23 protein-coding genes and 1 pseudogene are annotated in these 23,255 nt (G+C 51.5%); 9 read left to right on the top strand and 15 right to left on the bottom strand.

The window, feature by feature from the left end:
• Nucleotides 1-21 precede the first annotated feature (21 nt).
• Both uxuA and ACPV3A_RS28820 read left to right on the top strand, forming a co-directional pair.
• A complete protein-coding gene (uxuA, locus tag ACPV3A_RS28825; protein ID WP_194540074.1) occupies nt 22-1,119 on the top strand; it encodes a mannonate dehydratase in 1,098 nt (365 codons plus the stop codon).
• Nucleotides 1,116-2,051: an SDR family oxidoreductase gene (locus tag ACPV3A_RS28820; protein WP_426202949.1), complete on the top strand. Its 936-nt coding sequence runs from the start codon at nt 1,116-1,118 to the stop codon at nt 2,049-2,051. The genes uxuA and ACPV3A_RS28820 overlap by 4 nt, the downstream gene beginning before the upstream one ends.
• Nucleotides 2,052-2,116: 65 nt before the next feature.
• Here ACPV3A_RS28820 and ACPV3A_RS28815 read toward each other — a convergent pair whose 3' ends face one another.
• From ACPV3A_RS28815 to ACPV3A_RS28790, 6 genes are all read right to left on the bottom strand, one after another.
• On the bottom strand, nt 2,117-2,989 hold the full coding sequence (locus ACPV3A_RS28815) for an RNA polymerase sigma-70 factor (RefSeq protein WP_426202946.1): 873 nt from the start codon (nt 2,987-2,989) through the stop codon (nt 2,117-2,119).
• Nucleotides 2,967-4,265 (bottom strand): phytoene desaturase family protein, encoded by a 1,299-nt coding sequence (locus ACPV3A_RS28810; protein WP_426202944.1) that lies wholly within the window; start codon nt 4,263-4,265, stop codon nt 2,967-2,969. The genes ACPV3A_RS28815 and ACPV3A_RS28810 overlap by 23 nt, the downstream gene beginning before the upstream one ends.
• A 306-nt stretch (nt 4,266-4,571) precedes the next feature.
• Nucleotides 4,572-5,888 carry a 6-phospho-beta-glucosidase gene (locus tag ACPV3A_RS28805; protein WP_426202942.1) on the bottom strand — a complete coding sequence of 439 codons (1,317 nt, stop codon included), beginning with the start codon at nt 5,886-5,888 and terminating at the stop codon, nt 4,572-4,574.
• Nucleotides 5,889-5,953: 65 nt separating this feature from the next.
• On the bottom strand, nt 5,954-6,937 hold the full coding sequence (locus ACPV3A_RS28800; protein WP_339220524.1) for an N-acetylglucosamine kinase: 984 nt from the start codon (nt 6,935-6,937) through the stop codon (nt 5,954-5,956).
• A gap of 109 nt (nt 6,938-7,046) precedes the next feature.
• Nucleotides 7,047-7,943, bottom strand: a complete 897-nt coding sequence (locus ACPV3A_RS28795) for a helix-turn-helix domain-containing protein (protein ID WP_426202940.1) — start codon at nt 7,941-7,943, stop codon at nt 7,047-7,049.
• Nucleotides 7,944-8,182: 239 nt separating this feature from the next.
• Nucleotides 8,183-9,259, bottom strand: coding sequence for a branched-chain amino acid aminotransferase (locus tag ACPV3A_RS28790; RefSeq protein ID WP_220687197.1), 1,077 nt, complete (start codon nt 9,257-9,259; stop codon nt 8,183-8,185).
• 122 nt (nt 9,260-9,381) lie between these two features.
• On the opposite strand from ACPV3A_RS28790, the gene ACPV3A_RS28785 reads away from it, so the two are divergent.
• A complete protein-coding gene (locus tag ACPV3A_RS28785; RefSeq protein ID WP_113057843.1) occupies nt 9,382-10,272 on the top strand; it encodes a LysR family transcriptional regulator in 891 nt (296 codons plus the stop codon).
• 69 nt (nt 10,273-10,341) lie between these two features.
• On the opposite strand, the gene ACPV3A_RS28780 is transcribed toward ACPV3A_RS28785, so the two are convergent.
• The 5 genes from ACPV3A_RS28780 to ACPV3A_RS28760 all read right to left on the bottom strand — a co-directional run bounded on the left by ACPV3A_RS28780 (nt 10,342) and on the right by ACPV3A_RS28760 (nt 14,183).
• Nucleotides 10,342-10,815 carry a GNAT family N-acetyltransferase gene (locus ACPV3A_RS28780; protein ID WP_426202936.1) on the bottom strand — a complete coding sequence of 158 codons (474 nt, stop codon included), beginning with the start codon at nt 10,813-10,815 and terminating at the stop codon, nt 10,342-10,344.
• The gene (locus tag ACPV3A_RS28775) at nt 10,742-11,137 is read right to left on the bottom strand and encodes a hypothetical protein (protein WP_426202933.1); all 396 of its coding nucleotides are present in this window, start codon (nt 11,135-11,137) and stop codon (nt 10,742-10,744) included. Before ACPV3A_RS28775 ends, ACPV3A_RS28780 begins: the two co-directional genes overlap by 74 nt.
• 462 nt (nt 11,138-11,599) lie before the next feature.
• On the bottom strand, nt 11,600-12,136 hold the full coding sequence (locus ACPV3A_RS28770; protein WP_071218703.1) for a GNAT family N-acetyltransferase: 537 nt from the start codon (nt 12,134-12,136) through the stop codon (nt 11,600-11,602).
• Between the two features lie 322 nt (nt 12,137-12,458).
• The gene (gene mphI / locus ACPV3A_RS28765; protein WP_220687195.1) at nt 12,459-13,385 is read right to left on the bottom strand and encodes a macrolide 2'-phosphotransferase MphI; all 927 of its coding nucleotides are present in this window, start codon (nt 13,383-13,385) and stop codon (nt 12,459-12,461) included.
• 507 nt (nt 13,386-13,892) lie between these two features.
• Nucleotides 13,893-14,183: a DUF6509 family protein gene (locus ACPV3A_RS28760; RefSeq protein WP_339220535.1), complete on the bottom strand. Its 291-nt coding sequence runs from the start codon at nt 14,181-14,183 to the stop codon at nt 13,893-13,895.
• A gap of 200 nt (nt 14,184-14,383) precedes the next feature.
• On the opposite strand from ACPV3A_RS28760, the gene ACPV3A_RS28755 reads away from it, so the two are divergent.
• Nucleotides 14,384-15,016, top strand: coding sequence for a hypothetical protein (locus ACPV3A_RS28755; RefSeq protein ID WP_233354686.1), 633 nt, complete (start codon nt 14,384-14,386; stop codon nt 15,014-15,016).
• 93 nt (nt 15,017-15,109) lie between these two features.
• Here ACPV3A_RS28755 and ACPV3A_RS28750 read toward each other — a convergent pair whose 3' ends face one another.
• Nucleotides 15,110-15,580, bottom strand: coding sequence for a DUF3052 domain-containing protein (locus ACPV3A_RS28750; RefSeq protein WP_194540084.1), 471 nt, complete (start codon nt 15,578-15,580; stop codon nt 15,110-15,112).
• 145 nt (nt 15,581-15,725) lie between these two features.
• Nucleotides 15,726-16,787, bottom strand: a complete 1,062-nt coding sequence (rlmN, locus tag ACPV3A_RS28745) for a 23S rRNA (adenine(2503)-C(2))-methyltransferase RlmN (RefSeq protein WP_194540085.1) — start codon at nt 16,785-16,787, stop codon at nt 15,726-15,728.
• 307 nt (nt 16,788-17,094) lie between these two features.
• On the opposite strand from rlmN, the gene ACPV3A_RS28740 reads away from it, so the two are divergent.
• Both ACPV3A_RS28740 and ACPV3A_RS28735 read left to right on the top strand, forming a co-directional pair.
• Nucleotides 17,095-18,576: an FAD-dependent oxidoreductase gene (locus ACPV3A_RS28740; RefSeq protein ID WP_194540086.1), complete on the top strand. Its 1,482-nt coding sequence runs from the start codon at nt 17,095-17,097 to the stop codon at nt 18,574-18,576.
• 57 nt (nt 18,577-18,633) lie between these two features.
• Nucleotides 18,634-19,230, top strand: a complete 597-nt coding sequence (locus ACPV3A_RS28735) for a TetR/AcrR family transcriptional regulator (protein ID WP_194544982.1) — start codon at nt 18,634-18,636, stop codon at nt 19,228-19,230.
• Nucleotides 19,231-19,323: 93 nt separating this feature from the next.
• Here ACPV3A_RS28735 and ACPV3A_RS28730 read toward each other — a convergent pair whose 3' ends face one another.
• Entirely contained in the window at nt 19,324-20,283 is a 960-nt protein-coding gene (locus tag ACPV3A_RS28730) for a metallophosphoesterase family protein (RefSeq protein ID WP_339296737.1), read from the bottom strand.
• Between the two features lie 191 nt (nt 20,284-20,474).
• Between ACPV3A_RS28730 and ACPV3A_RS28725 the strand changes: the two genes are divergently transcribed.
• The 3 genes from ACPV3A_RS28725 (at nt 20,475) to ACPV3A_RS28715 (ending at nt 23,004) form a co-directional block, all read left to right on the top strand.
• Nucleotides 20,475-21,248 (top strand): DeoR/GlpR family DNA-binding transcription regulator, encoded by a 774-nt coding sequence (locus ACPV3A_RS28725; RefSeq protein ID WP_194540087.1) that lies wholly within the window; start codon nt 20,475-20,477, stop codon nt 21,246-21,248.
• Nucleotides 21,248-22,099 (top strand): DMT family transporter, encoded by an 852-nt coding sequence (locus tag ACPV3A_RS28720; protein ID WP_216533600.1) that lies wholly within the window; start codon nt 21,248-21,250, stop codon nt 22,097-22,099. Before ACPV3A_RS28725 ends, ACPV3A_RS28720 begins: the two co-directional genes overlap by 1 nt.
• A gap of 101 nt (nt 22,100-22,200) precedes the next feature.
• Nucleotides 22,201-23,004: an alkaline phosphatase family protein gene (locus ACPV3A_RS28715; protein ID WP_194540089.1), complete on the top strand. Its 804-nt coding sequence runs from the start codon at nt 22,201-22,203 to the stop codon at nt 23,002-23,004.
• A 110-nt stretch (nt 23,005-23,114) separates the two neighbouring features.
• Here ACPV3A_RS28715 and ACPV3A_RS28710 read toward each other — a convergent pair.
• A pseudogene (locus ACPV3A_RS28710) lies at nt 23,115-23,222 on the bottom strand (IS3 family transposase); the annotation flags it as partial.
• Nucleotides 23,223-23,255: the final 33 nt, after the last annotated feature.

The following is a 23,255-nucleotide window of genomic DNA, read 5'->3' as shown; positions in this document are numbered from 1 at the left end:
ACTTGTAAAGGCGGTGAAGAAATGCGCATGGTATTCAGGTGGTTTGGCGAGGGCAACGATACGGTCTCGCTGGATCAGATTAGACAAATCCCCGGCGTGGAGGGCATCGTATGGGCACTTCACGATATTCCTGTCGGCGAGGAATGGCCGATGGAGCGAATTGAAGAAATCGCGGACCAGGCAAAAGCGTACGGCCTTCATATTGACGTCGTCGAAAGCGTCAATGTGCATGAGGATATCAAGCTTGGGCTGCCCTCGCGGGATCAGTACATAGCCAACTACATCCGGACGATTGAGAAATTGGGCCAGGTCGGCGTCAAGGTCATCTGCTACAATTTCATGCCGGTGTTTGACTGGGCTAGAACCGATCTCCATAAGCAGACTGCCGATGGATCGACGGCTCTCTTCTTTGAGAAGGCCAAGATCCACGGCATTGATCCGATGGAGCTGGTACAGACGATCAACCGAAACAGCACGCTTACGATGCCAGGCTGGGAACCGGAGCGCTTGGCGCATCTGACCTCCCTGTTCGAAGCATACCGCGGCGTTACCGAGGACGATCTGTGGCGCAACCTCGAATATTTCTTAAGCGCCGTCATCCCGGCTGCCGAGAAGAACGGCATCCGAATGGCTATTCACCCGGATGATCCGCCTTGGCCGATCTTCGGTCTGCCACGGGTCATTACCAGCCAGGAGAATCTGCGGAGATTCCTCAAGCTATACGATAGTCCGGCGAACAGCTTGACCCTGTGCAGCGGTTCGCTTGGCGCCAATCCGGATAATGACATCGTCTCCATGATCCATGAGTTCCATGACCGGATTCCATTTGCGCACATCCGGAATGTACGCGTCTTTGATAACGGCGACTTCATTGAAACGTCCCACCGTACCGAGGACGGTACCGTTGATATTTCCGGCATTGTGCAAGCCTATCATGACAACGGTTTCACCGGATATGTAAGACCCGATCACGGGCGGCATATCTGGGGCGAGCAGTGCCGTCCGGGTTACGGTCTGTATGACCGCGCCCTCGGCATTATGTATCTCTGGGGGCTGTGGGACGCTTACAGCCGGGAGCGTGCGGGACGCGCAGCTCAGCTGAAGGAGGCTGTTCAATGAGTGAGGTAAATATCCATGCAACGGGTACATCTGAACCCGGACCAAGCGGAGTTTCTCATGAATCCACGCCACAAGTGACGTCATCCCTTCCCATTCATCCGTCATTAAACGGGAAGACGGTTGTTATTACGGGCGGCTCCGGGGTGCTGTGCCGGGCAATGGCTTTGGAGCTGGGCCGGCAAGGTACCAAGGTCGCCGTCCTGAATCGTACGGCCGAGAAAGGGCAGCAGGTGGCGGATGAAATTACGGCAGCCGGCGGTACAGCGATTGCCGTTTCCTGCGATGTAACGGATGTGGAAAGCGTCCGGCAAGCGGAAAAGGCTGTGCGCGAGTCTTTCGGACCTTGCGATATCCTCATTAACGGAGCCGGCGGTAACCGGAAAGACGCGAATACAACCAACGAAATTTTCCGTCCGGAGGATGTGGGGCAGCCGGATCTGACAACCTTTTTCGGGTTAAGCGTACCTGGCTTCCGCAGCGTATTCGATTTGAACTTCATCGGCACGCTGATACCGACGCAAGTCTTTGCGGAAGGGATGCTGGGACGTCCCGGGGCCGTCGTGCTGAATATCTCGTCCATGAGCGCACCCAGCCCGATGACCAAGGTCCCGGCTTACAGTGCAGCCAAAGCGGCCATCAACAACTTCACGCAGTGGCTGTCCGTACATCTCGCGGAATCCGGCATTCGCGTGAACGCGATCGCGCCAGGCTTTTTCCTGACCGAGCAGAACCGCAATCTGCTGACCCATAGCGACGGTTCATTAACCGAGCGCTCTCATAAAATCATCTCCCATACCCCCATGAGACGGTTCGGCGTGCCGGAGGATCTGCTCGGCACCCTGCTCTGGCTTGTGGATGATCAGACCTCCGGGTTCGTCACCGGAACGGTGATTCCCGTAGACGGCGGCTTCATGGCTTATTCCGGCGTATAACGGATTACTATGCAGCAGGGCCGATTTAAGATCCTATGATCTTAAATCGGCCCTGTTTTTTTGCATCACGGCAACTGTACATGCCTGAGTTTATCCGGATTTGCCACGGTATAAATCGTTTCGATCCGATGGTTCTTAAAAGCAAAAGAATAAATGAATTGGACACCGTTATCCAACCGGATCCGCATTCCCGGCAGACCATTGACGGTAAGATAAGAGTACGCATATTGTCCTTCATACATTTTAAGCAGGTTCAGATGCAATTGGATCACTTTATGGACTCCAACCACAGGAATTTGCGCAGCTCTGACTTTACCGCCACCGTCCGAGTAGAGAACGACATTTTCGCTTAACAGCTCCAGCAGCTTACTCGTATTCCCCTGTAAGAGGGAGTCCACAAAATCCTTGATCTGCGCCTCCGCCACCGAGATCGAGGGTCTCTGATCAGGATCAAAATGAATGCTGCTCTTAGCGCGGCGGAAGATTTGACGGCAATTGGCACTGCTTTTTCCCAGAATTTCAGCAATTTCGTCATAGGAATAATGAAAAATCTCGCGAAGAAGAAAAACAGCTCTTTCCACCGCGTTAAGCTGCTGAAGGAGCAGCAGGTATGCTGTAGAAATGGACTCTTGCTGCTCTACGATAAGCGAAGGGTCCGTCTCTGACGCCATATTCTCGATTAAGGGTTCCGGCAGCCAGGGACCGACGTACAGCTCGCGCTTTTTGGCAGAAGAGCGCAGCAAATCCAAGCAGCGATTCGTTACGATTTTGTACAGAAACGCTCTCTCATTGCGAATGTCCTCCGGATGAGGCAATTGGTTATAGCTGATGAAGGCCTCCTGTACGATATCTTCCGCATCCATTACACTTCCCAGCATCCGGTAAGCTAACGAGAAAAGAGCGGATCGATAGCTTTTATACAATAACTCTGTGCTCATTCGGGGTCCTTTCCTCACTTTCAAGCGAGAGTATATGCTGTACAGCCCGCTTGGCGCTTGCAGTTGCAGCATCAACCAAGAGTTCGCCATGCGCTGCCCATTCTCCCGCTACATACAACCCGCCGATTTCAGGGACGGCTGGACCCGGGTTCTCCTGGCGTTTCACATGCATAAAATCGTGGCAGACCGTGATGTTAGGAAGGTATTGTTTCTCCACGAGCTCGTTGCGCCAACCGGGCTGCACCAAGTCTAAGGTTTCTTCTAATTCCTGCAGATCCCTTCTTGCATCCTTCTCCTTGCCCTGATACTTAAGCAAGGTTATGACTTGTGCGCCATCATCACTCAGGTAAGCCGCTCGGGATTGATTCGAGAGAAAGACGGTTTGATCGAGGCCGTACACAAACTGCTGCTTCGGTTCCGGAAGACGACGCAGGGCTACATCCAAGCAAGCCGCTGTCACTTCGACCGCCTGCTCCTTCCAAGTATGAAGGGCGGTTTCTTCTGCATGGGGCACCAGTTCGTGAGCGACAGCTGGCGGTGTGGTAAGAATAATATGGTTTGCTTCTATTTTCATGCCATCGCCGCAAAGGACGTGCCGTACCTTTCCCTCGTGATGCTCAACCGAAAGGACTTTATTCTTCGTTATCATTTGAACTCCCTGCTCCAGAGCCTTTTGTTTTAATTCATCGACCATGGCCCCCCAGCCCCGATCCAGATACAACACTCCCTTAAGCGCATGCTTAAGCTGCTGCAGTACGGGACCGGCAGCCTGCAGGTCAGGGGCTACCACATAACTCGCTGTACGCAATAGCGAATAGAATAAATTTCGTACCATCGGATCCTGCACGCTATCTTCAATCCATTCGCGCAGACTCATGTTGTCGTACAGCTGCGTATCCAGTTTACCTAATTTCGCAAGCCAGGCGCCGAGCTCCATCTTGCCCTTCCAGGATAATAGAGGGGTGGTGAATAGGGATTTCACGCCCATGGGCAACGGACTTAGTTTCCCTTTCCAAATCCCGTACCCGTCAATCGAAGGTTGGCCTCCCGGCAATTGGAGCCCTAATTCGCGAAAGGTTGAAAGGGCATCTCCATGATATAAGGCATGCCCGCCCAGATTGAAGTAGGCTCCCTTCTTCTTATAGGTCATGGCCCGACCACCTAAACGCTCCTGCTTTTCAACGAGTATCGTTTGCTTTCCGGCTCTTGCCGCATAGATTGCAGCTGTTAAACCGGCTACGCCTCCACCTACAACGGCTACGTCATATTTTAGCATCCGTCATCATCCCTTTCGGTTTTATACGGGTATGACGGGCGAGGGCATCGAGATGTGACAGGAATGAAGATCCAAACCGAAAATTCATGTTATTCATGATTTCAAGACTCCTGTAAAAAACCTCTATGGACGCACTTTCACAGATGACAGATTTACGCAGTTAGAGGAAGTTTTCCATGCGATATCAGGAAGTCACAAGCTTCGAAGTTATACTTTCTGATAACTTCAATAAACCCCTCTTCAATTTCGAAGAGGGGTTTTGCATGGCTCTATATCAAAATCGCACCGTTTGGGTTTCATTCCGCCTTACAGCACAGCCTCCGGCTTAAAAAAAGCCGGCAAGTACTTTTTGTTCGCCTCCAGCATTTCACCCAGCAGCTGCTTCGCTACACTTACGGAAGGCACCAGCGGATGGTGAACCAGCGCTTGCAGCGCAATGCCGCGATCACCGGTAATGGCGGCTTCGATCGTCAATTGTTCGTATACCTTAACCGCATGCATTAGCCCTTTTACATGGGAAGGCACGTTCTGCGGTGCAAGCGGGATGGGACCCTGGCCTGTTACCACGCAATTGATCTCGATGCTGGCGTTCGCAGGCAGGAAATCATAGATATTGCCGTTTGCGACATTCAATGTCTGGATATCATGGCGGTCATTGTAGATGGACGTCATCAGATTGACTGCCGCTTCAGAGTAATAAGCACCGCCCCGCTGCTCAAGCTGCTTCGGTTTCACGGCCAAATTCTCATCCTTGTAAAGCTCAAACAGCTCCTGTTCAACGCGGCTGACCACGTCCGCTCGGGTTCCGTCCTTCTCCAGCGATGCCTTCATATCCGCAAACATCGTATCGGTCATGTAGAAATATTTAAGATAATACGTCGGGATCGCCCCAAGCGAGCGGATAAAGTCCGCATCCCAGCCGAAGGTCGGCACGTTCTTCGCCGTATACGATTTGCCGCCGTCCAGCAGCTCCGGCATCTTCTCTTCCCCGTTAACGATAGCGGACGTCACCCAATGCAGATGGTTGATCCCGACAAACTCGGCCAGAACGTCCTTCTCCGACACGCCATACTCCGCCGCCAGGAACTTCTGAAAGTTAATCGGCGAGTTGCACAGACCGACCGATTTCACCATACTGTGCTTAGCAACCGCCTCCGTGACGATACCCGCCGGATTCGTGAAGTTCAGCATCCACGCATTCGGTGCCAGCTCCTCGATATCGCGGCAAATGTCCAGAATCACCGGAACCGTGCGCAGCGCCTTCAGCATGCCGCCCGGGCCCGTCGTCTCCTGCCCGATGACGCCGTGTTTAATCGGAATATGCTCATCCTGTTTACGTGCCGCGAGCAGGCCGACACGCATCTGGGTCGTCACAAAATCGGCACCCGCAATCGCTTGTCTGCGATCCAGCGTCAGGTGAACCTCGATCGGCAGGCCCGACTCTTTCACCATGCGTTTAGCCAGATTGCCTACAATCTCCAGCTTATGCTTGCCTTCTTCAATGTCAACAAACCACAGTTCGCGAATCGGCATTTGCTCATAATTGCGAATGAAACCTTCAACAATTTCCGGGGTATAGGAGGAACCTCCCCCGATGACCGCTATCTTTAATCCTGCTGCCACGTTAATCGCCTCCAAGGTATGATATCAATCCGTATTTATCAGGTTCTTATCCAACGATAAATTGATCAGGCTGTGGTTGCCTGCTCAAACGTAAATGCTTTCAGTTTGGCCTCCGCCTGTACATCAATGGCATGACCATCAGCGTCCATCGCGCAAAGAAGCGCGCCGGAAACCGGATCGGATGTCAGTCTTACACAGGTTGCATGCGGTGCCCGGACCGCAACGATCCGCTCGATCGCATCCGTCAGGATCGAGCTGTTCGGCCTGTTCAGCACACTGCCGATATAGACAATGTCAAAGGCTTCATCCGTCATGTCCAGCCGCCGGATCAGCGTACATACCGCATTGGCCAGCTCTTCGCCTTCATTCTCAAGAATTCGGGTGGCTACCTCGTCACCTGCTTCAGCCGCCTGGAACAGGGTCTTCACGAGGCTTGGCGGAACCTTCGTCTTACCGTAGAGGACATCCTCATACATCGGTTCTACAGACGTGTATCCCATTTGCTCCAGTACGAGCGATGTCAATAAAGTTGCCGGTCCCCGCTCATCCCAGGCCCGAATGACTGCCCGGAAAGCCAGCGTGGCAAATCCGGAACCGCCCGCGTAGCCGTCTCCATACAAGAAGCCAAAGCCTCCATACTGCAGCTCTTCTCCCGCACGATTTCGGGCCGCGCTGTTGAAGCCCGTACCGCAGATCAATGCAGCGCCATACGGACGGCTCGTTCCAGCCCTCATCCCGATCATGGTATCGCATGCGATATCATGCTTAGGATAACCGAGAGCCCCGATCATCGGACGCAGGATCTCATAATCGGCTTCCCGATCTGCTCCGGCCAAGCCGAAATAAGCATAACTGATATCTTCTTTGGCAGCTCCAGCCTCTTGAAGAGCCGCATTGCAGGCTTCCTCAATATTACGGGCCGCATGTTCACGGTGAATCTGGTGATTGCCGTTCCCAGACGCTCCCTTGCCAAGAATGTTCCCTTGTTCATCGCAGATCACGGCGTGTGTCTTACTACCGCCGGCATCTACACCCAGATACAAACTCATGCATTTCACTCCTACCCGCCATACAGCGGCGTCATGTGGTGGTATATATTTAAGATACCGCTTCCACTGGCATCCATCTACTGTTATACGATCAAGGAGTGATACTATCTTACTGTTTCTTGGTTTTTGAAGTGGAGGAGATTATAGGAGTGCCGGCATAAGCACGCTCCCGAGTTTCGCTTGGCGATGCGCCGACATGCTGCTTGAACAGACGATTGAAATTAGACAAATTCCGAAACCCGCAGGATTCCGCAATCTCGATAATTTTCTGGTCCGTCGTCTCTAGCAAGTGCACGGCATGCGTCAAACGCAGCTGAATCAGATAATGGTGCGGTGAAGTGCCGACCGCCTGCTGGAACAGAGCGCTGAACCGGGAAGGGCTCAGATGCGTTAAGTCCGACAGCTCCTGCAGCGTCCAGCTGTAGTCCAGCTGAAGCTCCATCGTGCGCAGGACTTCTTTTAACGCATGCATTCCCCTGCCCTTGATCGGCCTGTTCGCTTGAGCCGGAATCGAGAGATGGCGGTTCGCCAAACTCAGGAAACGAATAAGATCCGAGCGGATCAGGCTCATATATGCGGTACCTCGGGCTTGATACTCCTCCATCATGCGCCCCAGCAGGTGAGCCAATTCATCGTGCACGGGGGACTGCCTCTCCATGTTTCCGAGCGAACGGAAGGGAGCCATCAGATCCGGATCGAACTTGAGGTCGATGGATAATAATGAAGGCTCGAACATAATGACATCCATCACCAGGTTCTCAGTCTCATACGCCCGGTGAAGATCATTGCTGTTGATGAAAATAATATCCCCCTGCTGAAACTGGAGCTTCATCCCGTTAATCAGAATAAATCCGGTCCCGCTCTGAATATAATTGAGCTCCAAAGCATGATGCCAATGCAGGCGCTGGGCTCCGGCAAATATGCCGTGCGTGGTCGACGCTGTAAAAGGAAAGGCAGCGTTCGTAAAATCTATAGCATCAGGAACGACACTCTGCGGACGATTCACTAAAAAAGCACCTCCATGCCTTCGGACATCAACGTATCAACAATTTACCCTTATCGTAACATGAGCGCTTATTATACTTAAAACGTTTATGGACGTATTTCTCAGAACACAGGCCGCACTCACCCGGATGTTCTCTTGCGAAAATAGGCAGGGTAAGTCACTTGAAGGGTATACTTCCTATTACTAAAAAAAAGCCCTGCCTCAGTATACCTGAGACAGGGTCTTTAAAGAAAGGATCATTAAGATAATGCAAGCTCCACCGTCCAGCCGAACGGATCCTCAACCGTTCCGAGCTGGATGCCCGTGATGGCGTCATATACGCGTTTGGAGAGTTCGCCCGTTGCTCCCTCACCAATCTTCAATTGCTCATCCTGCCATTCCAGGGAGCCAATCGGTGAAATGACCGCTGCCGTGCCGGTGCCAAAAGCTTCGGTCAACAATCCGCTGCGATGGGCCTCCACGATTTCATCAATGGAGATGGCCCGTTCTTCTACCGGGATGTTCCAATGCTGAAGCAGCTGGATGACGGAGTTCCGGGTAACTCCATCCAGGATGCTGCCATTCAGTGCCGGGGTTACGACCGTATCACCCAGCTTGAAGAACACGTTCATGCTGCCGACTTCCTCGATATATTTGCGATGTACGCCATCGAGCCACAGTACCTGCGAGTATCCCTTCAGCGTTGCTTCATCCTGTGCCTTCAAACCTGCCGCATAGTTGCCAGCTGTCTTGGCATTGCCCACGCCGCCGGCTACGGCACGCACGTATTTAGGCTCCACGTAAATGCTGACCGGATTGATGCCTTCCGCATAATACGAACCGACCACCGATAGGATAATCATGAACTTGTATTGCAGCGATGGCGCTACGCCAAGCACAGGCTCGGTGGCGATCACAAATGGACGGATATAGAGCGATGTGCCAGGCTCGGAAGGAATCCAGTCGCGATCCACGAGCACGAGCTGCTTGAGCGCTTCCATAACGAGCTCCTCGTCCAATGCCGGAATGCTCAATCGCTGGTTGGACAGGTTCAGCCGCTGAATATTTTTGTTCGGGCGGAACATGAGAATCCGCTCATCTTCCGTCAAGTAAGCCTTCAAGCCTTCAAATACGGTCTGCCCGTAGTGAAATACCTTGGCGGCAGGGTCCAGTTCGATCGGCTGATACGGAACGACGCGCGGATCGTGCCAGCCTTGACTTGCGTCATAATCGAGAATAAACATGTGGTCCGTAAATACCGTGCCGAAAGCCTGTTTATGGTGGCTCGGCTTTGTCTTCGGGGTCGTCGTTAATTCCACGGGTATCGTGTAAGTCATGTGCACACATCTCCTTATTCTGCAAACGTTATTAGTTGAATCATATCAATGGATACCCTATATTAAAAATATCTGATTTATAGGGATACCATACCTTAAAGGTATGGATAGGGGGTATGAACATGGATATTCGACAGCTGCGATATTTCCTGACGATTGCACAGGAAGGGCAGATCACGCGTGCAGCAAAACAGCTCAATATGGAGCAGCCTCCATTAAGCCGTCAGCTGAAACTAATGGAGGAAGAGCTCGGGGTTCTGCTGTTTGAACGCAGCGGCAAGCAGCTTCAGCTCACCCACGCAGGCGAGCTGCTTCAGAACAGAGCGGCGTCCCTGCTGAACCAGTTCAATGAAACGCTAACCGAGGTAAAGGAGATCCATGCGGGAATCCGCGGCATGCTCTCCATCGGTGCCGTCGTCTCCTGTATCTCGCTCCTGCCGCAGCGCATCCATATCTTTCGGCAGCAATATCCCGAGGTCACGTTCAAGATCCGGGAAGGCGATCACTCCCTGCTGGCGGATCAGCTCGACAAGCGCAATATCGAGCTCGCGGTGACCCGGCTCCCTTTCGAATCCAGCTTCGGGCCTGAGCGTTATGCCGTTCAGCCTTTGCCCTCCGACCCGTTCGTCGCGGTCCTTCCAAGCAGCTGGGAAAGTGTATCCTCCCATTCGGAAATCTCGATGCGCGAGCTCGCGGAATATCCGTTCTTGTCCTTAAAAACCGATCAGACGATCGGGATGCATGAGCGGGTAATACAAGAATTTAAGCGCGGCGAACTTGAACCGCGTGTCATATGCGAATGCTCCAGCGTTGCCATTATCGTTGCATTGGTAGCGGAAGGCATCGGCGCCACCATTTTACCCGAGTCGGTGATGTCCTCATTTACGATTCCCAACATTCGGACACTGTCCATTACGAGCGCTGATTTCCAGTCGGATGTGGGTATTGTCTGGCTCCGGGATCATGTACTATCCAATCGGGCTATGCATTTTTTAGCTACCTTTATAGAATAACATTTATTGATGCCCTTCGTCTTCCCCGGCTTTGTCCAAGCCGAGCCGCTTTAGCGGATTCATTATTCGTTATTCATTGTTAACAAACTTGAAGTCGCTAATCGTCCCGCACCGGCTAAACCCGATATGTTGATACAATCGATTGGAGACCGGGTTGGCTTGATCGGCATACAGCATGGGCACCAAACCGTCCTGCAGCAAGCGAAGTCCGAGTTCTGCAACCAGGGCGCCGGCATAGCCTTTTTTCCGTTCAGCCCTCGGCGTGTATACAGCGTTGATGCGACCGTGCCGTGGTGACCGGTGTGCAACATTGGCCATCGAGACCGCTTTGCCGCCGGCTATCCATAAATTTAACCCCCCCTGCTGAATGAGTCGCTGCGCTGTCTCGATCTGGCTTGCCGCATTCGCGCGGACCCCATAAGCATCCTCCGAGAATCCGACCAGAAACTGGGCCACCTGCTGCGTATCTTCAGCAGCGGCCTGCCTGATGTCGCCCTCGACGAAGTGAGGGGGCTTCACGGCGGGGGCATGATAAGACTCCATCGTCATGTTCCTCTGCGTAACAGCTTGCAAACCGCTCTGCCACATCCGGCTCCCCGGTCACCCCAGGCAGGGTCACCTCCTTAAGCTCGCCAACCAGCGCTTGGAGCAGGTGCTGCCGCCTATCTCCGGAAACCTTCCGGGAAATCCATAACCATGCGTTCCCACGAGGAGACTGCGCAAAGATCATGCGTCCATCCGGCGATTTCAGCCCCAAGTTCTGCGGCGACCCGGCAAGGAGATGAATCAGATTATATGACACCTCATCCTGAATAAAATCTTCCTGGTACAGCACCTCGTCCTGAGGCATCAACTTCGTTAACATGATTCAGCCTCCCTCTCTCTAACATGATCTTTCCCTGCCCGGCCCAAGTGGTGGACCGATCGCACGGACCCGCCGCCTTTCAGCGTCTCCGTCAGCCCAAAGGAACACAAAAAAGCCCCGTCCCCTGTAGGGACGGAGCCTTGTCTCCGCGTTACCACCCTGATTCGCACCGGACAAGCCGATACGCACTCTCGTCATCATCCATCAATGATGCCCCATGATAACGGCAGGGAATACCCGGATACGCCTCAAGTTATAAACGATCGACGGATCTGCTCCGAGGTGATGGCCATGCATCGCCGCTGACTGCTTCGCACCACCCAGCAGTTCTCTGGCTCAGCTTCCATTTGCGATCCTGGCGTCCTCATCCTAGCATGTTCGAAAATTTAACTCAGTTTACTCCCGGCGGCATCCAGCTGTCAAGCCCGATTTCACCTATAAAGAAAGGCTGGAGACTCCATCTCATTTGTTATTAAAACGGAAGACCAGCATATCCCCCTTCTCCGGATGGACGCCATCATGCTCCGTATATCGTCCGCCCGTGTACGTGTTCAACGTTTTTCGCCAAAAAATCTGGGTACTCATATTGCGCTCGGTCGGATTCGTTTGCAGCTCCCATGCACCTTGGAAATGATCGAACACAAGCTCAGCCGCTCGTTGGGCTACACCTTGTCTTCGAAAAGTCCGAAGCACAAAAAAATCATTCAAGTAGTACTGGATATTCGGCGATGGGATGTATGGCGTGGTCGCCACCAGAGCCAGCCCTGCCGCAATACCATCTACGGAGATCAGATAAGGAAAAAGAACCGATGGCTGCTCCCACCACACATCGAGCTGCTTGCTCTGCTCGCTTAAGGTCGGCACATCCTCTTTTTCAAATACACCGAACCGGTTAGGACGGACCCCCCATATCTCAGCAATGTCATGCAAGTACAGCGGATATATGTTATGCAGAATAAATGACTGTTCCTTCGGGCATAAACGTACCTCAATATTCACGGTCAATCCCCTCCCTAATGAATGATGTATGTAAGTTTAGTATGTCTAGGATAACATATTTACACTACCAAGAGGTTTACAGGTATGTAAATTGCGTTACGAATGTAATAAAAATCCGTTAACCCTACTCCTTATTTCACCATGATTTTATTATATGTCCTACAGCTCATCCAAAATAATGTTGAATTCTGTTAATTTATATCATGCAAAGAGCCAACCGAATGTATGCATCGGTTGGCTCTTTGTTTTCTCAGCGCTGTATTCTGTGCCTTTGCAGTCTTATCAAACGGGAATACCCCCTTGCTGCATCCTCCTGCGAGGCTTACTCCGTCAAACCCAAGGCATTCCGCGCCATCGTCATATACTCTTCCTGACCTGTCAGGAGAGCGAACTGGGCGATCAGCACGGGATACGCGGCATGCTGTTCGACAATATGATCGAACATGCGCGGCCATACCTTCCCTCCGGCTTGTTCATACCGGTCCAACAGGACACGGAGATTATGCTCGCCATAAATAGCGTAGTATAACACGAAGTCTTTGGCGGGACTTGCTACCTCGGACTCCGTCCAATCCAAAAGTCCGGTCACCTGCACGCGCTCATCAATCAGGATATGCGGGGGGTGAAGATCGCCATGGATGAGGGCAGAATGCGTTGGCCAGTAGGAATCCTCCTCCAGCCATTTTTGCCACCTCTCCCACAGCGCATCGGAAACACCCAGACGGCTCTTGATGTCTTCCATATTTCGCGCCGTCTCATCACGAACCTCTTGGGGACTCTTTACCTGCAGACCTGCTGCTCGGGCTGCATCGTGATCGACGCCATGCAAGGCAACCAGCGCCTCAGCCAGTGAGCGGATAAACCCCTCGCCCGGATTCTCATGATCCATATTCCATGCATATCCTTCCATGCTGACGGAAGCGGCAGGCTCCCCGCTTAGCAGCGGGTAGGCAATGAGTTCCGGCGTGTAAATCCGCCAATCCGGTACATCAACCGGAAGATGGGATTGAATCAGCTTCAGGACTCGAGCTTCGTTATCTGCTCTATCCAGCACATCCGATCGTCTCGGTTTACGCAGAATCCACCGTGCTCCAGTCCCTGCTTCCTCTGCGAATCCAACAAGGAAATCCATGCCGGATTCATTCATCTCTATTCCCTCCGGAATCAAATTCACCCCGTGTTTTCCGGCAATCTCCAGCATCTCTTGGATCACTTGTGTATAATCATCATTTGGTTTTGCTATTGTCATAAGGAATCAATCCCCTTCCATTTTTCATTGCATCAAGGCCGTCATTACAACAAAAAAGCACAGGCAACGAGCTGCCTGTGCTGGGTAACCGGAACGGGTCTTAGCTGTCCACCGTTCCTGGAATGCCTACTCGAAATACACATTCAAATAAAACAGGAAGGTGAGAACACCGTTATCCCGCAAATGAAAAAACGTGTACTTCTATAGACATATCATAAAAATGGGTTACGTAAAAAAGACGGACCCATCCCGATTACCCTGCATCTGTGCAGGTCTCTTTAGCGCTATATCATTAGCCGCGAAAAGATCTCAATCGGGAATAATCCAACATACGTAACCCTCCGTTCGTTTATAAGTTGTGTATAACTTTACCAAAGTCATTCGTAGTTTGCAAGGACTATTTGGGCAATATTTCCCATTACTTTGGAATAAGATTCCATCCGTTTAGATTTGCACAGAAATGCCCAAGTCACTCCGGACTTGCCTGTTCTCATCTTCCGGCTCTATTTACGCTTCCTGCAAATGCTCTTTGCAAAAAGTCATGAGTTCTTCCTCTTCCTCGGGCTCCATATCGAAGTCCAGGTACTGGTCGGTTGTCCGCTCATAGAAGTCGTATTTTACAATGCGCGAAGACTCCTCGTCATCCAGATAAATCACTCTCAGATAGACGCCATGCTCCGAATAGAGCTCGTCGTCCTCCGGCACGTCCAAATCGCATACAAACTCAAAGCGTTTGCCTGCCAGGATTCCAAAAGGATCCTTCACCAGTTCAACGCTATATTCTTTGATTGTCAGCATATTCCCATCCTTTCTATCACTCTGATTATTATACACAACAGTGAGTGTCTTCTTACACTCTTTCTATTCGCAAAATGGTTGCCTATCAGCACTCAGGGCCCTTCCCCCATTTTCTATTCTATCAGCGCATACCTCTTACGAGCTGCATCGAATTCACTTACGATAAAATAAGACTCCATTGAAAAGAGGAGATGAAGCGCGTGTCCCAGAAGGAACATCTGACCATCACAGTAGAGAAGGGCAAGCAACGTTTCTCCGTAACATCGCCTCTTGGTGGTGTGGGGCGATTCGTCTTTGTGGTGAACGATCAATTCACCAATGCCCCCAATACCACTCAAATCGCCAGTGGCGCCAGTAAAAGCAGCGCAGCAGGCAACAATGCGGCCATTAAATCCCCGCACACGTACCAACAACAAAGCGTCGGAGCCGGGGGAATCGCTAAAAATCTCGGATTAAAAGACCCCAAGGACAAGGACCATTTCTCCAAACATCATCCGAAACATCACTCGAAACATAGCAAGCATAAAAAAAATCAAAAAGAAGTGGTATTCGTCATTAACAAGCAGGTCGTAAAGCTTCCGAAGGGAGGCCAAAACGCGTCTGCAACGCAGATCGCAAGCGGCGCCGGCAAATACAGCACAGGCGGCACCAACTCCGCGATCGAGAGCCGCGGCACCAGACAGCAGCACGCCGTAGGCGGCGGCAGTGGCAGCAAAGCCATTAACAAAGACGCCAACCAGCGTAAGCGCAAATCCAAGCACCGCGACTGGAAGTCCAAACACCATGACTGGAAATCCAGACATGACCACCGAACAAAGAAGAAGACGTATTAAGAACACAAAATGACCCTCGAAGGGTCATTTTTCTTTGATTCAGGCTGTAAATTTCACTAAAATCGATCTCCCGTATGCCTATCGAACTTGCAATTATTTATCGTCCTCTTGACCGGTCCGTTCCTTCCCCTTCGCGGTTGCTGCGAACGATCTGGTCATGGACTTGATCAACTCCACTTTACGGTAACGCAAGGCGGACCAATCCTCATCGATAGCGATTTGCCGAACGGGCTCATAGCCTTCGTCAGCAAGAATGCCCGTAATACTCTCCCGGCTGCAATCGGAATTCTTGTAGGTTTTGGACGACTTCTTGGGGTAACACAGCCACAGCAGGCCATTGTCAGTCACAGAGCTGGCTGCGATCTTGGCTAAGCGCTGCAATTCTTCATTGCTTGTCCCGAAGGCTTGCACAAAATCGTAAGGCACTTGCTTAGGCTCCGTATGAACTTCCCCTTGCAGGGAATTGATGACCTCTTGAAAGGCCTGTGGTGCGTTTAGCATCAGAACCGGTTGGCCGAGGTCCTTGAATTGCAGCTTTTTGACGGTTGGATGTGTCTCCAGCATGTTAAAGCATCCTTCCTCTCGATTCAATTTTTATATAACGCTTCGGATTTCATTAAGAAGAGCATACCCATATGAATGGGTACGCCCTTACAGCTGGTCAATCCACATAGCGGTTAAATTCCCCTGGGATTGCGCGTTATTCTTGTTACTGCGCTTTCTTGATCTGCTTGCTTCGCAGCTGCCCGCAGGCTGCATCGATGTCGGTTCCATGCTCCAGACGAACGCTGCAGCTGATGCCTTGTTTTTTCAAAGTATCGTAAAAAGAGGTAATCGATTCTTTTGTGCTGCGCTGATATTGGCTGTGCTCATCCACCGGGTTGTACGGAATGAGGTTCACATTCGCCAGATTGCGTCGCTCGCCAACAAGCTCTGCCAGCTCAAGCGCATGCTCCCGCTGATCGTTCACATCCTTCAGCAGAATGTACTCCAGCGTGATACGGCGATTCGTTTTTTCCAGATAATAATCAATCGCTGCCATCAGCTTCTCGATCGGAATCGCTTTGTTAATCTTCATAATGCGGGTCCGAATCTCATCATTCGGCGCATGAAGGGAGATGGCGAGATTCACGCCCAGATCGCTGTCCGCGAACTCGACGATTTTGTTAGCCAGCCCGCTGGTCGATACCGTAATATGACGGGGACCAATGGCAAGCCCCTTATGATCCTTGATCACGCGAATGAAATCCGACATGTTCTCATAATTATCAAACGGCTCCCCGATCCCCATCACCACGAGATGGCTGACCCGCTCGCTTTTGCCTTGTTGATCCAAGTGAAGCTGAACCTGCATGACCTGCTCCACAATTTCCGCTGCGGACAAATCGCGGCTCTTCTTCAGCAAACCGCTGGCGCAGAAGCTGCAGCCAATGTTACAGCCGACTTGAGTAGTCACACAGACCGACAAACCGAATTTATGCCGCATTAATACGGTCTCAATCAGATTGCCGTCCACCAGCTTGAACAGGAACTTAACCGTTCCGTCCAGAGACTCCTGCTTGGTGTGCTCCTCCAAGGTCAGTATCGTATAATGCTCCGCGAGCAGCTGCAAGCATTCCGGATGCACATCCGTCATATCGGAAAAAGCGGTGACCCGCTTCCGATACAGCCACTCCCATACCTGTGTTGCCCGAAACTTTTTATGTCCACGCTCGCCTAGCCAAGCCGTCAACTGATCTAATGTTAATCCATAAATGGATGGTTTGTTCATTGATTGGTCCTCTTTCTATTCATAGTCCACTCCTTATTGTCCCAAAATTCCGAAGCGAACACAAGGGGAGTTATAGGCAATTCGCGCTTCTTATACGTAAATCAGGATTGACATATCCAATAAATACCTTTATCTTATGATTGACTGACCTAATCAATCATAAATATAGAGTAGAAAGGAGACATCGCTCCATTCGTTAAGGACGTTCACCGCTATTTGTCCTGCTTCTTTATCCAAATTTGAAATTCAGAGGATGTTTTTCGTTTATTATTGACTGACTAAATCAATCTATATTGGAGGTCTTCGAATGAAAACAAAAGGCAAAGCGCTCATTCTAGGTGGAGGCATAGCCGGACTATTCGCTGCAACCGTGTTATCCAAGCATTACGAAGAGGTAATCATCACGGATCGGGATGAGTTTCCAGCAGGACCGGAGACTCGGGCGGGTACGCCGCAGGCCTATCATCCGCACCGTTTCCTTGAGCGCGGCAAGATGATTGTTGAACGATGGTTCCCCGGCATAACCGAGGAGCTGGTTCAGCACGGGGCCCACCCCCGGGCGCATAAGTCCGTTAAAATGACCAACCGCTTCGGCACGCTGGAAATGCCCGATGAGCCCAATGCGGGATGCAGCCGATCCCTGCTGGAGTGGACGCTGCGCAGCAGAGTGGCCAAACTGCCCAACGTCACCCTCCTACCGAAACTGACGGCCCAACAATTGCTGTTTGACGCAGACAAGAATACCGTTACCGGTGTGGTGTTCCGGGACAGAAGCGTCGAAGAGCCGGCGCTCCTTCATATGAATGCGGATATCGTCGTGGATGCAAGCGGGCGCGGTTCCAAGCTATCGGATTGGCTCCAGAACCTCGGTTATGCGACACCCGAGGCCGAGAGGCTGCACATATCCCTTGGTTATAGCACGCGGCATTATAAGGTGCCAGAAGACATCCAAGCGGCGTGGAGCACCATTGTGAACGAAGGAGATCCCTCCCGTGGTATCGGCACGGCCGTATTCAATCCGATCGAGAACCAGATTGCGGAGGTTGTTCTGTACCGCGCGGGAGGAGACTCTTATCCGACAACCAACCATCAGCTGTACGACCAGGAGGCACAAAATCTGTTCGGCGCTGCCATCGGAGATTTGTTTCAGCAGCTTGAACCGGTCTCAAACCCGCGCGGCTACCGGATCGAGGAATGCCTTAGACAGCATTTCGAGCAGATGGAGGATTGGCCTTCCGGTCTGCTGGTGCTCGGTGATGCTTTCTGCAGTTTCGATCCGATATTCGGCCAGGGCATGACGGTGGCCGCCATCCAGGCAGATACGCTGGACCAATGCTTGCAATCGATGCAGAATGGAGTTCTGCTTGAGGAGGGATTCGAACGCTTCGCCCTCCTAAAGATTCAATCCGCCATTGAGCCTGCATGGTGGCTTAGCGCAGCCGCGGATCTCAGATGGCCGGGCGTGACATACGAGGGCCACCTGTCCGCCCAAGGCTTCTCTTTTGCCCAGAGGCTGTTCGATATATGCCAGGAGCTGGCTTATGATCATAACGATATGGCCGTATTCGAACAGTATATGATGGTAACGGGTCTCTTCGCCTCACCTCAGGATTTGTTTAATGCCGAATATATCACCGCACTCGTGAATGCAGACCCATCGGGTAAAGGTAAAGCTTGGCTTCATCAAGTATTACAGGAGACAAACTTGCCCCTGGAAGAACTACTCGCGCGGATCATCCCGGTCTTTAATAACGAATTTCTGCCCTTATCCATGGGATTGCCCGAATAAATCAAATGCGTTATTGTTGATATCAGCAAGAGAATTCCATGATGAGGGATGGACGCAATGGCCCCGTTAAACGAAGAACAATTGCATCAAATACGCGACGAACGAAAAGAACAAATCATGCGAGCTGCCATCAAGGTATTTTCCAGAAGAGGTATTTTCGGAACCAAGATGAGCATGATCGCCAGTGAAGCCGGGGTCAGCCACGGTCTTCTCTATCATTATTTTAAATCCAAAGACGAGTTGTTCATCACGCTCGTTCAATGGTCGATGGAGGAGGCACGGCTAGCGCTCTCCGAAATCTATAACGTGCCCGGTACCCCTCTTGAGAAAATTACATTGCTAACCTCCATGATTCTCCAAGAGGATGATAATACGCACTTTATGCTGATTCAGCAAGCACGTACCTCGGATGGCGTGCCCGAAGAGGCCAAGCGGATTATCGAGAGCTATTCCATCCATGCCTTTGTTGACCAGCTGATGCCGCTGTTCGAAGCCGGGCAGGATGCCGGGGAGATTGCGGCAGGCGATCTGAGAGAGCTCGTAGCCTGTTATTTATCCGTGCTATCGGGATTAATGACGCTGAAGTCCCAAGAGGACCCGAGCTATACGCCCCCTAAGGCGGAGCTGCTGCTGCGACTGCTTAGGAACGGATAAGGATAATAACGCAAACCAAACACACCTCCCATGAAACCACCGGATCTTTTCCGTACATTTCATAAGAGGTGTGTTTTTGACTATTGTCGTATATCAGAGGGGCGTCTCGGGTTCATGCTTCTCCTGTTCCCGAATCTGCGAGCCGTCGCTCAGCGTAATCCAAGTGTCGAACTGCCGCTGTCCTTCATGCAGGCGAATAACCCTCGCACCACGGAGCATGCCTTCCCGGCCATATGTACCATAACCGGTAGCTCTGCCGTAACAAAGACGGATGCCGTGCAGCTCCCCCCAGTAATCATTGATATGATCATGTCCGGCGAACGTGCCCATCACATCGCCCCGCTCCAGCATGGCCGCGAACAGACCGGTATTCACCTCCGGACAGCATACCCTTTCAAACTTGCTGCCGTAACACGTCTTCCGCTCCCACACCTCACGATACTCCGGCAGAGGGATATGGAAAAAAGCCAATGACGGCAGCGGATTCCCTTGATGCTTGGCGCTGTAAGCCAAGGACGCCATCTCATACCAGCGGATCTGATCGCGCCGAATCCAATCGTACCCCGGAACTGCAGGATGTTCGGACTCTCTCCCTGAATCGAAGAAGTACAAGACGGCCGCTGTCTCTTCCCCATTGCTGCCGTATAAAGGAAGCGTATAATTCCCTACGCCTTGAATTTCCGGCGAGCCGTGCTCTGCACAGTTGTAGGTGTGCTGCAGGGCTGCATCCATAAGCTCTTCACGTGTGATATCCCCCTCCGTATCATGATTCCCGAATACGAAGGCCCAGCGAATTCCGCGTGACTCCACCGTCTTGACAACATCCTTGAAGGCCTGCACTGGATCCTGGCACTTTTTCCAGCCGGGATCGGCTTCCCCCGAATAAATGAGATCGCCCGTAAATACCACCAGATCAGGCTGCTCCAGGTCCAATACCGTTTCCATGCAGCGCCGGCTCATCTGATCCTCCGGCTCCCCATTCTTCCAATGAATATCTGTGAATTGCACAATCTTGAAGGTATGATCGTCTCCGAATCGAAGAGTTGGCTTCAACATAACCGTCTCCTTTACATGGACATGTGGTTTTTCAATGAATTTATGTGGTTTTATGTGTATATTAGTGGGGAAAACAATGAAAAGTCAATGTTTTTTTGTTGACAACACGGTTTAACCAGCCTAGTATAAAATCGAATCCACATCTTCGGTCAACATCAGTCATATACAATATTGAGGTGAATGAATTTATGTCTGTAACCTATGAGGAACGCAGGGGGAAGATCCTAAATCAATTGGAGCTGGAGGGCAAGGTGAGAGTCCACGCCCTTGCGGAGCAGCTGGAGGTATCCGCGGAAACGATCCGCCGCGATTTGGACCGGTTAGAGAAAGAAGGCCAGCTGCGCAAAGTTTACGGCGGCGCCGTCAAATCTCGTTCCGGGCATATTGAACCGTCCTTCACCAGCCGTTCCCAGACATGCGCAGAGGAAAAGGCCGCGATCGGTAAACTCGCCGCCTCCCTAGTCAAGGAAGGGGAGACCATTCTGCTGGATAACGGAACAACCACGATTGAAGTCATCCGTTATCTTAAGGACCGGTCCGATGTGACGGTCATCACCCATTCGCTGCCTGTCCTGAATCTGGCTATGGAGATTTTTCAGGGAAAGATTATTTATATCGGCGGGGATATGGACCGGACCAAGCAGGCGGCAACAGGTCCTCTCACTGAAATGCTGCTGGAACAGTTCAAGGTCAATAAAGCATTTATCTCGGTCGGCGGTATCTCCTTAACCGATGGCATTACCGATTACAATCTGGATGAAGCCTACATATCGCGGAAAATGCTGGAGCGTTCGGAGGAAGGCATCGTTCTTGCCGATCACACCAAGCTCGGGGTAACCACGTTCTCGAAGCTCGCCAAACTGGAGGACATCTCCATGGTTATCACGGATCCGGGCTGTTCGCAGGAATGGGTGGATAATCTGTCCGCCCGCAGCATTGAAGTCCTTATCGGACATTTCTGATGGAGCTGCTATCCCTGCTGTTGGTGCTGTCTTCCGGTCTTACCCATGCCCTCTGGAATCTGTTCACGAAGCGAAGCATTCATAAATCGGTGTTTCTGTGGTGCATCCATTCTGTCACCTTAATCCTCCTGATGCCTTCATTTCTCATGGAGATGTCAGGGCTAAAGCTGGAACCGCACATTTACGGACTTATGCTGCTGTCTATGACCATTCAGGGCTTCTATATTACGCTGCTCTCCAAAGCCTATACCCATGGCGATATGTCCCAGGTATACCCGTTTATGCGAGGGCTTGGGGCCATGCTGACCTCGCTGTGCAGCCTCGTGTTGTTCCATGAGCATCTAAGTGCAGCGGGTTATATGGGCCTTAGCATCATTATCTTTTCGTTGTTTGCTTTATCGGGTTTGAAATTCAGAGGCCCTTCCAGCCTGAACCCCAAGGCCTTAATCTATGCTTGCCTGGTTGGGCTATGCATTTCCGGATATACCCTGACCGACAAGGCTGTTCTGGACGCAGGGGTCTCTCCGATCGCCCTGATTCAATTATCCAATATCAGTTATTTCATCGCTCTCATCGTTCCCGTGATACTGTCCAGAGGGCTGAAACAGGAATGGACGGTGAACTGGCGCACGATTCTGTTGGGCTCCATCCTGGCACCGGGATCGTACTTGCTATTCCTGTTCGCCATGCGGCTTACTCCGCTTGCACACATCGCGCCGGTTCGTGAAATCAGCACGGTATTCGGCACTCTGCTCGGCATCATCGTTCTGCGTGAGCAGCAAGGCTGGCGGCGAATCATTACATCCGTGCTCATCACGCTGGGTATCATCACCATTGCATCATGGGGGTAGCAACAGTCATTGCTGCAGCAATCCTGTACACATGATGCATATTGTTTTATTCAGCTTCTATGCATAAAGATCAAATTGTTCTTACCAAGGAGGTTTTATCGATGGCTAAACGCGTCATTATTCTTGGAATTGATGGAGCAGGCAGGTTCGTTCAAGAAGCGGATGCACCGCATCTTCACGCCCTGCTGCAAGCTGGAGCCTACTCGTACGATGCGCAGACCGTATTTCCCAGCATCAGTGCTGAATGTTGGGGCTCGTTGTTATATGGCGTAAGCCCGGCCCAACACGGTCTTGATAATGACCGGGCGATCCACGGGCAAATTCCGGATGACTTCCCCTATTCGTCACTATTCAAGCTGGCCCGCCAGCAATGGCCGGATGCTCCTCTGTCCGCGTTCAGCTGCTGGGAACCGATCAACACAGGAATCATTGAGAATACGATCAATGTTCATATGGAATCCAAACCCGATCCCGAGCTGACGGAAGCCATCGTCGATTATATTCATCAGCAGCCCGATTTCAAACTGATGTTCATTCAGTTGGATCACCCCGACGGCGCGGGCCACAAGTACGGATTCGGTACTGATAAGCAGCTGGAGCAGATTGCCGTTACGGATAAGTACGTAGACATGATAATCGAGGCACTGGATGATCAGCAACTGCTGGAAGATACGTGGATCATCACGGTTACGGACCATGGCGGCGGAGGCGCTCATCCTAATGACCATGGCAGTGACCATCCGATGGATATGACCATCACCTGGGGGATTACGGGTCCGGGCGTAAAACCCGGCCTTCTCGACGCTCCGATCAGCATCATGGACACGGCCGCCGTCATCGGTCATGTGCTGGGGCTGCACACACCGGATTGCTGGGAAGGCAAGGTGCCCGAAGGAATATTTTAACCAGAAAATCGAATTATGGCGGAAGCCCGTCCTTATAAAGGATCATCTATTCATTATATAAAAGCCGGCGATTATGAAGTGACCCCCAAAAGTTAGACACGGTTATTTCATTAGGCAGCTTTCTCAAAATGAGTTCGGTACTGTACCGGACTCATTTTTAATTTTGCCTTTAACCGTTTGGTATTGTAGTATTCAATATATTTTTTCAGTTCTTCCTTAATTCAATATATTTTTTCAGTTCTTCCTTAAAA

The organism is Paenibacillus sp. Dod16 (assembly GCF_049893405.1).
In the GTDB taxonomy this organism is placed as follows: domain Bacteria; phylum Bacillota; class Bacilli; order Paenibacillales; family Paenibacillaceae; genus Paenibacillus_AQ.
The sequence above is the reverse complement of the archived record's forward strand: the minus strand, read 5'-3'. Positions and strand labels throughout refer to the sequence as shown.

Coding starts and splice junctions, on each gene's coding strand:
- ACPV3A_RS28725 (WP_194540087.1), top strand. CDS start 20,475: ATGTCTGTAACCTATGAGGAACGCAGGGGGAAGATCCTAAATCAATTG.
- ACPV3A_RS28790 (WP_220687197.1), bottom strand. CDS start 9,259: ATGACTTACACGATACCCGTGGAATTAACGACGACCCCGAAGACAAAG.
- uxuA (WP_194540074.1), top strand. CDS start 22: ATGCGCATGGTATTCAGGTGGTTTGGCGAGGGCAACGATACGGTCTCG.
- ACPV3A_RS28760 (WP_339220535.1), bottom strand. CDS start 14,183: ATGCTGACAATCAAAGAATATAGCGTTGAACTGGTGAAGGATCCTTTT.
- ACPV3A_RS28820 (WP_426202949.1), top strand. CDS start 1,116: ATGAGTGAGGTAAATATCCATGCAACGGGTACATCTGAACCCGGACCA.
- ACPV3A_RS28735 (WP_194544982.1), top strand. CDS start 18,634: ATGGCCCCGTTAAACGAAGAACAATTGCATCAAATACGCGACGAACGA.
- mphI (WP_220687195.1), bottom strand. CDS start 13,385: ATGACAATAGCAAAACCAAATGATGATTATACACAAGTGATCCAAGAG.
- ACPV3A_RS28785 (WP_113057843.1), top strand. CDS start 9,382: ATGGATATTCGACAGCTGCGATATTTCCTGACGATTGCACAGGAAGGG.
- ACPV3A_RS28740 (WP_194540086.1), top strand. CDS start 17,095: ATGAAAACAAAAGGCAAAGCGCTCATTCTAGGTGGAGGCATAGCCGGA.
- ACPV3A_RS28775 (WP_426202933.1), bottom strand. CDS start 11,137: ATGTTAACGAAGTTGATGCCTCAGGACGAGGTGCTGTACCAGGAAGAT.
- ACPV3A_RS28815 (WP_426202946.1), bottom strand. CDS start 2,989: ATGAGCACAGAGTTATTGTATAAAAGCTATCGATCCGCTCTTTTCTCG.
- ACPV3A_RS28800 (WP_339220524.1), bottom strand. CDS start 6,937: ATGAGTTTGTATCTGGGTGTAGATGCCGGCGGTAGTAAGACACACGCC.
- rlmN (WP_194540085.1), bottom strand. CDS start 16,787: ATGAACAAACCATCCATTTATGGATTAACATTAGATCAGTTGACGGCT.
- ACPV3A_RS28715 (WP_194540089.1), top strand. CDS start 22,201: ATGGCTAAACGCGTCATTATTCTTGGAATTGATGGAGCAGGCAGGTTC.
- ACPV3A_RS28780 (WP_426202936.1), bottom strand. CDS start 10,815: ATGGAGTCTTATCATGCCCCCGCCGTGAAGCCCCCTCACTTCGTCGAG.
- ACPV3A_RS28810 (WP_426202944.1), bottom strand. CDS start 4,265: ATGCTAAAATATGACGTAGCCGTTGTAGGTGGAGGCGTAGCCGGTTTA.
- ACPV3A_RS28750 (WP_194540084.1), bottom strand. CDS start 15,580: ATGCTGGAGACACATCCAACCGTCAAAAAGCTGCAATTCAAGGACCTC.
- ACPV3A_RS28720 (WP_216533600.1), top strand. CDS start 21,248: ATGGAGCTGCTATCCCTGCTGTTGGTGCTGTCTTCCGGTCTTACCCAT.